The organism is Chloroflexus sp. (assembly GCF_034431535.1).
Classification (GTDB): Bacteria; Chloroflexota; Chloroflexia; order Chloroflexales; family Chloroflexaceae; genus Chloroflexus.
Genome location: NZ_DAOUDC010000032.1, coordinates 1 through 7,402 on the forward strand (window position 1 = coordinate 1; position 7,402 = coordinate 7,402).

At 60.7% G+C, this 7,402-nt stretch carries 5 protein-coding genes and 1 tRNA gene; 5 read left to right on the plus strand and 1 reads right to left on the minus strand.

The window, feature by feature from the left end; translation table 11 throughout:
- The 5 genes from U9R61_RS08960 to ptsP all read left to right on the plus strand — a co-directional run bounded on the left by U9R61_RS08960 (position 1) and on the right by ptsP (position 3,331).
- Positions 1-90: transfer RNA gene (locus U9R61_RS08960), tRNA-Ser, on the plus strand.
- Positions 91-346: 256 nt separating this feature from the next.
- Positions 347-994 carry a dihydroxyacetone kinase subunit DhaL gene (dhaL, locus tag U9R61_RS08965; protein ID WP_322488473.1) on the plus strand — a complete coding sequence of 216 codons (648 nt, stop codon included), beginning with the start codon at positions 347-349 and terminating at the stop codon, positions 992-994.
- On the plus strand, positions 991-1,383 hold the full coding sequence (gene dhaM, locus U9R61_RS08970; protein WP_322488474.1) for a dihydroxyacetone kinase phosphoryl donor subunit DhaM: 393 nt from the start codon (positions 991-993) through the stop codon (positions 1,381-1,383). Before dhaL ends, dhaM begins: the two co-directional genes overlap by 4 nt.
- Before the next feature lie 4 nt (positions 1,384-1,387).
- Entirely contained in the window at positions 1,388-1,660 is a 273-nt protein-coding gene (locus U9R61_RS08975; protein ID WP_066784277.1) for an HPr family phosphocarrier protein, read from the plus strand.
- 12 nt (positions 1,661-1,672) lie between these two features.
- A complete protein-coding gene (ptsP, locus tag U9R61_RS08980) occupies positions 1,673-3,331 on the plus strand; it encodes a phosphoenolpyruvate--protein phosphotransferase (protein ID WP_322488475.1) in 1,659 nt (552 codons plus the stop codon).
- Between the two features lie 81 nt (positions 3,332-3,412).
- Here the strand turns inward: ptsP and U9R61_RS08985 are convergent.
- The coding region (locus U9R61_RS08985; protein WP_322488476.1) for a Calx-beta domain-containing protein at positions 3,413-7,402 on the minus strand (3,990 nt) is incomplete at its 5' end.

The following is a 7,402-nucleotide window of genomic DNA, read 5'->3' on the forward strand; positions in this document are numbered from 1 at the left end:
GGGGAGGTCGCATAGTGGCCTAGTGCGGCGGTTTGCTAAACCGCTAGGGGGGCAACCCCCTCGAGGGTTCGAATCCCTCCCTCCCCGCCAAGATCGCCCGCAGATGATCTGCGGGCGATTGCTATTCATGCCTAAGCAGGATGTTTCATGATTGCAACAAAAAAAGCGAACTGGCCCGGCCATTCTCCCTTGATCCAACGCGCGGCATGGTCTAGCATACAACAGAAGCAGCTCGTTTGCCGACCTACAGCCGCGCCAGCCAACTAGCTCCGGCCAACCCGAGTCGGTTGCAGTTGTATGCGCAACCTGTCAGTCACTGCATCACGATGATACGAGCGAGGCAACGATGCCAATTACGGTAGAACACGTCACGCATTTTCTCACGGCGGCGGCGGAGCTGATACACGCCCACCGTGATGAGCTGACTTCGCTTGATGCTGCGATCGGCGATGCTGATCACGGCGCAAACCTCGATCGCGGTTTCGCCGCGGTGATTGCCCGTCTGCCAACAGTGGCCGATAAAGATATCGGCACTGTGCTGAAGACCACTGGAATGACCATCGTTTCGACTGTTGGCGGTGCGTCGGGGCCGTTGTACGGCACGGCCTTTGTCCGGGCCGGGATGGCGCTGGCCGATCGCCACGAAATGAGCGCCGAAGATGTGGTGTTGGCGCTCGAAGCGGCGTTAGACGGGATTGTGGCGCGGGGCAAGGCCCAACCCGGCGAAAAGACGATGGTTGATGCGCTGGTTCCGGCTATCGCAGCCTTGCGCACCGCATTGGCCGCAGGCCGTTCGTTGGGGCAGGCGGTGCAGGCAGCAGCGGCGGCGGCGGAAGCCGGCGCGCGGGCGACGATCCCGATGCTGGCAATGAAGGGGCGCGCTTCATACCTCGGCGAGCGCAGTATTGGCCATCAAGATCCGGGGGCTACCTCAACGGCGTATTTGCTGCAGGCGCTGGCGATGACGTGTAGCCGCAATGAGGAGGAGGCATGATTGGACTTCTGATCGTCTCGCATAGCACGCGACTCGCCGAAGGTGTGCAAGAGTTTGTCGGGCAGATTGGCGGCGACCAGATTCCGATTGCCGCCGCCGGCGGCGCCAGTGATGGTTCGCTGGGCACGAGTGTGGAACGGATTTTAGCCGGCCTCGAACAGTTGCGGGCCGCTGATGGCATTCTGGCGTTGGTTGATCTGGGCAGTGCGGTGATGAGTGTCGAAACAGCGCTCGAACACTTTTCCGGCCCGCCTGTTCAGATTAGTAATGCGCCATTAGTCGAGGGCGCTTATCTGGCTGCGGTTGAGGCCTCGAATGCGGAAGCGACGCTGGAACAAGTGGCGGTGGCGGCATTACAAGCGCGTGAGTTGATGAAAGTCTATGAGTAGCGGTATGACTGAAGTCGTTTTGACCGTCAATAACCCGGTTGGTTTGCATGCCCGCCCGGCGAAGGTGTTTGTTGAGACCGTCCGGGCGTACAAGAGCACGGTGACCATTCAAAATCTAAGCCGGCCCCAAACGAAAGAAGTGCCAGTGACGGCCTTTAACCTCTTGCAGATTGGGGTTCGCCAAGGCCATCAGATCCGCCTGCGCGCCAGCGGCGAGGATGAGGCGGAAGTGATTGCGGCGCTGACCAAGCTAGTTGAAGAGAATTTTGGCGAGTAGCGGCGAGGGTGTATGAGTGTGGTGCTGCAAGGAGCAGGCGGTGCGGCTGGATTGGCGTTCGGGCCGGCCTATCGGTGGCAGCGGGCAGCGGTGGCGGTTGACCTGCCGCACGAGCCGGCTGATGCAGCGCTCGCTCGGTTTCACGCTGCGCAGCGGGCCGCAGCGGGCCGGTTGCGCGCGCTGGCGGAACGCCAACGGGCTGCCGGTCTCCGTGAGGCCGATCTGTTCGATGCACAGGCCTTATTGGTGGAAGACGAAACGCTGACTAATGGCGTCACCGCGCTCGTGCTCGAAGGCGAACCGCTAACGCAGGCGATTCAAACCGTTGTCGCCCAGATGCAGGCCGTGCTGGCCGAACTGGATGACCCGTATTTGCGCGAGCGGGCGGCGGATATGGCTGCGGTCGGCCTTGAATTGCTGCGCGCGCTGGCCGGCGATCATACGTCGCCAACTATTCCTCCCGGTGCGATTATTGTCGCCGATGATTTGACCCCGGCTGAAACGGTTGATTTACCCCATCACGTAGCCGGGTTTGCCACTGCCGGCGGCGGCCCGACCGGACATACGATCATTCTGGCCCGTGCGCGTGGGGTGCCGGCGGTCGTTGGATTGGGCGAGGCGATCTTGCATGTGCCAGATGGAACGAGTCTGTTGGTCGATGGCGATGCGGCAACGGTGTTGATCGATCCTGATGAGGCGGCGTTGCAGGCGGCGCAAGAACGCGTGGCGGCATTGCACGCTGCCCGGCAGCGGCGCGCAGCGTTACGCGATCGGCCCGGCCAGTTGCGTGATGGCCGCCCGGTGGCGTTGTGGGCCAATATTGGCCGTCCGGCTGAGGCCCGGCTGGCGCGGGAGTATGGTGCAGAAGGGGTTGGGCTGTTTCGCACCGAGTTTCTCTTCCTCGATCGAGTGACGCCGCCTGATGAAGATGAGCAATACGCTGCCTACCGGGCGGTGTTGGCTGAATTGCCGGATTGTCCGATTGTGATCCGGACGCTCGATATTGGCGGTGATAAGCCGTTGCCGTATCTGCCGTTACCACCCGAAGCGAATCCGTTCCTCGGCGTGCGTGGGTTACGCCTCTCGATGCAGCGGACCGATCTCTTTCACACCCAATTGCGCGCCTTGCTGCGCGCGGCTGTCCACGGTGATATCTGGATTATGCTGCCGATGGTGGCTACACCGGCTGATCTGGCGTGGGCGCGCGCGCAGGTGCAGGAAGCGGCAGCGGCGCTCGCCGCCGCGGGGGTTGATCATCGCCCCAATCCGCCGCTGGGGGTGATGATCGAGACGCCGGCAGCAGCGGTGCTGGCCGATCAATTGGCCCGTGACGCCGCTTTTTTCAGTATCGGCAGTAACGATTTGGCCCAGTATACGCTCGCCGTCGATCGCGGCCATGCCACACTGGCGGCGCGTTATCGCGCCGATGATCCGGCGGTATGGCGGATGATCGAATTGGCTGCGCGCGCTGCGCGGCAAGCTGGCATTCCGATTGGTATCTGCGGAGAACTAGGGGGCGATCCGAACGCAGCGCCGGCATTGGCCGGCTTGGGTCTCGCTGAGTTGAGCATGGTGCCGGCCAGCATTCCAGCCGTCAAAGAACGGTTGGCTCAGATTACGTGGGCCGAGGCGCAAGCTGAGGCGTCGCGGGCGGTTAGGCGAGCGCTGTAGGCGCAGCGGCGTGGATAGCGGTAGATAGAAACGCACGAGCAGGTTTCAAACCTGCCCGTACTGTTGCCTGCACCCTTACGGCTAGGGCACCACCCGTACTATAGCAGTGGTTTGCCAGAGGTACGGATTGCCGATCTGATCGCTGGCGGCGGCTTGCACCGCGATCGGCACTGCGCCGACCGGAATTGGGCCAGCAGTAAGCGGAATGCTAAACGTATGGCCCCCTCCAGCCACGATGTTCCCTACCGTGATGGTCATCGTATTCCCGCTGATACTGCACACTCCCGGCGCGCTGGCGCATGCACCCGTGCTAAAGTTAACTCCTGCTGGCAACGTAATGACCAGTTGGAGGTTGCGCGCTGCGCCGGCGGTTGGCCCGCTCGCCTGATTCGTGTAGCTTAGGTTGAAGGTAACGTTGCTTCCCGTAGGAACGCTGCCTGCCGCAGGCGTTGCGCTCAGCGCGAGATCAGGCGTTGGTGGGGGCGTTAGATACAACGGCACACCGCTTTGGCCCTCTTGAATGAAGTGGTTTTCGTCAACGAGGCTGTTGGTACAGGTCACAATCCGCCACCAACCCGGTTGCGGACTAGCGATTACATCGCCGCCACGGGTGGTTGCCGTGCCGTTGTTCCATTGCCCGTCAGCCGAAGCCGTGCCGGCAATGCCGCCGGTTTGGCCGGTAGGATCATAGAGCGATCCCGGCGGGTAGTAACGCACCCACGATCGGCCCGGTATGTTGCCTTCCAGATCAAAGTTGTGGAAGCCGACGCTACTCAAGCCCGGTGCGACATATTGGTAGAAGGTGGTGCAGACCGGCGTTCCCGGTGGGTGGCGCAGGTTCTGGCGCAAGATGCCCTGCGTGATCTCATCGCCGCTGCCGGGGATGCCATCGAGGTCAACCGTTGGCGGGCCACTGCCTGACCAACCGCTCCGTACAGCCCAGCCGTTGGTGTCGTTGTTGGGCACGCTGGCAACCAGCAAGTAGATACCGCACGGCGTGTTGCTCGGAATGCCCGGCAGGTTAACCCAAGTGGTGGAATCACCAGTGTTGGGCGCGTAGTTGGCGCTCGTTACTAAGGTTCCAGTGCTAGGCGGATACCCATTGCTTGTTTGCCAGCCCGCCGGCATGCGGTAGAGGGCAAACGTGGCGGTTTCGGCAAGGTCACGAATAACGTCGTGTGTATTAGTGGCCGGATTGATCGAGGGACTAAGCAGTTCAATCGTTAGATCGCCGTTCACTCCGCACGGCGCATCGATCCGCACGATTGAAGCGCCTTCATTAACGCCGTAGAAATTCCAATTATAGGCAGTATAGTTCGGCCCGGCGGTTTGCAACGCGGTGGGGTTTTGGGTGAGCAACGCTGGCGCGCTGTCGATGATCGTCACCGTGGTTGTCGCTGGATCGCCAAGTACCGCGCCGGTTGGCCCGCTGAGCGCCACGAGAATCGTCTCGAACGGTGCGTCAGCGAAACTGTTATTCCAGAGCGGGATGGTGAAGCTCTGGCTCGTCACGCCGGGCGCAAAGGTGAGTACCCCGCTGACCGGTGCGTAGTCGTGCGCAGCATCCGAGCCGTCGCCGGGTTGGGCTGTGCCACCCGCCACCGTCGCGTAGGCAACCGTGACGGGCGTGGTCTCAGCGCGGCTGAGCGTCACCGTGACCGTAGCGACGCCATCGCTCTCGTTGACGAAGAACTCATTGCTGGCAAAGCGCACCGCCGGCGGATCATCGTCGCGGATCGTGCCAATTCCCACACCATCTTCAATGACGACCGTCTCGTCGCTGGCTACGATGCTCGGCTGGCCGGGCAAGGTTGCGCGCGGGTTGCTCAGGTTGACAATAAAGAACTCTTCGTCTTCCGCTAACGTGTCGCCGATAATCCCAACTGGCAAAGTGACTTGCAACTGGTCAGCGGGAATGGTAAGCGTGCCGGCAATGGCGTTGTAATCAAGTCCAGCGGTGGCAGTGCCGTCAATGGTTACATAATCAACCTGCACATCGCGATCGGAGACGCGGTTGAGGCGGACAACAAAGTTCCCGTTGGCGACGCCGCTGTTGCCTTCAAGCCGGATAACATCGTTGATGCTGATCCGTACCGGTTGGTTGTCGCGATTGATGAAGTTCAGGCTGGTGGCGGGGGTTAGGCCGTTGTAGAATGGATCGGCACTAATTGCCGGCGCAAATTGCACCGTAAACGGTTGGTGCCCATCGTCGAGCTCGTCATTGACTCCGCTGACGATCAAGATGGCATCGGTATTCCAGTTAGTATCATCAAAAATGATGCTGTTTGGCGTCACGCTGCCCTCAGCCGGATTACTCACCGAGACGCCCAGTTGCACCGGCGCGGTGGGCTGGCTGGTGAGCCGGATTTGGATGGTGACGCTATCGCCATTTTCTGATACAACGAGCGGCGTAGAGGGGGTGGTGACGATGAAGCCGGGCGGGTCGTTGTCGAGAATCGTCAGCTCGACTACTGGCCCAATCAAGCCATCGTAGAACGGATCGGCGCTGGTTGCCGCGTGCGGCAGCAAGATGGTCTGGGTCGCTTCGGCAATGTTGTCGTCGGGCACAAAGATCGTAACAAACTGCGGCGTATTCCAGTTGGCCGGGGTAAAGGTCAGCGTTGCCACTGCTACACCGTTGATCAACGCTACTCCCTGACCATCAATCGTAACGTTCACATTGGCGGTTGGCTGCGTCGCCAACTCGATGGTGTAGCTGGCGATGCTGCCTTCGGTAATAGTGAGTTCAGCGGCGCTGGGAATAATGCCCGGAATATCGTTATCGATCACGGTGACCGGCAGCCCAACGCTGAGGCTATTGTAAGTCGAATCGAGACTGGTCGTGGTGTGCAAGACAGTGCGATTGCGCGCTGGTTGTGCAATCTGTTCAACATCAGATTCGAGTACGCTAACTGTCTGCGGCGTGTTCCAGTTGGCCGGGGTGAAGGTCAACGCCGCAGTGGCATTGCCGTTGATCAACAAGAATCCTTGCCCGTCGATAGTTACGGTGACATTCGCAGACGGTTCGCTGGTGAGCGTGATAGCGTAGTTACCGGGTGAACCTTCGACGATGGTCAAGGTTGCTGGTGTGAAGATGAGACCAGCGTTGTCGTTCTCGATAATCGTGACGGTCAGCGGTATTGGCGGTAATGTAGCGTAGATCGGATCGCCGCCGCCGACAATGTGGAGCAAGGTGATATCGTAGCTCGTTCCCACCGGCGCTTCGTCGATCAGATCGTCAATCGCCTGTACACTGACCGTCTGCGGCGTGTTCCAGTTGGCCGGGGTGAAGGTCAACGTCAGGGTGGGCTGGCCGTTGAGCGTGACTTGCCCTTGCCCGTCAATTGTCACCGTCACATTGGCGGTTGGCTCGCTGGCGAGCGCGATGGTGTAGGTTTCAGCCGGCCCGCCCTCGGCCACCGTGAGCGCGGTGGGAGTGAGGACGATCCCGGCGTTGTCATTGTCGATGATAGTCACGGTGAACGGCGCAGACGGCTGCATGGCGTAGACCGGATCGCTGCCGCCAAAGGTATGCAGCAGGATGGCATCATAGCTGGAGCCGGTTGGCGTTTCATCGATCAGATCATCAATCGCTTGCACGCTGACGGTCTGTGGTGTATCCCAATCAGCCGGAGTGAAGGTGAGGGTGAGGGTGGGCTGGCCATTGAGCAACACTTGCCCTTGACCGTTAATCGTCACCGTCACATTCGCAGTGGGTGCGCTGGTCAGGGCGACCGTGTAGGTTTCAGCCAGCCCGCTCTCGGCCACGGTGAGCGTAGCCGGCGCAAAGACGATCCCGGCGCTCTCGGTTTCGCTAATCGTCAAGGTCAACGGCGCTGGGCTGAGCTCGTTGTATATCAGATCAGCCGAGCTCGCCGTATGCGGAATCACCACGGCATAGGTATTCCCCGCCGGTGACTCGTCGTTGGGATCGTCGATCACGAAGAGCGTCACCGTCTGATCAACGTTCCAATCAGCGACGGTGAAGGTGAGGGTGAGGGTGGGCTGGCCATTGAGCAACACTTGCCCTAGCCCGTCAATCGTCACCGTCACATCGGCGGTCGGTTCGCT

Coding starts and splice junctions, on each gene's coding strand:
- dhaL (WP_322488473.1), top strand. CDS start 347: ATGCCAATTACGGTAGAACACGTCACGCATTTTCTCACGGCGGCGGCG.
- dhaM (WP_322488474.1), top strand. CDS start 991: ATGATTGGACTTCTGATCGTCTCGCATAGCACGCGACTCGCCGAAGGT.
- U9R61_RS08975 (WP_066784277.1), top strand. CDS start 1,388: ATGACTGAAGTCGTTTTGACCGTCAATAACCCGGTTGGTTTGCATGCC.
- ptsP (WP_322488475.1), top strand. CDS start 1,673: ATGAGTGTGGTGCTGCAAGGAGCAGGCGGTGCGGCTGGATTGGCGTTC.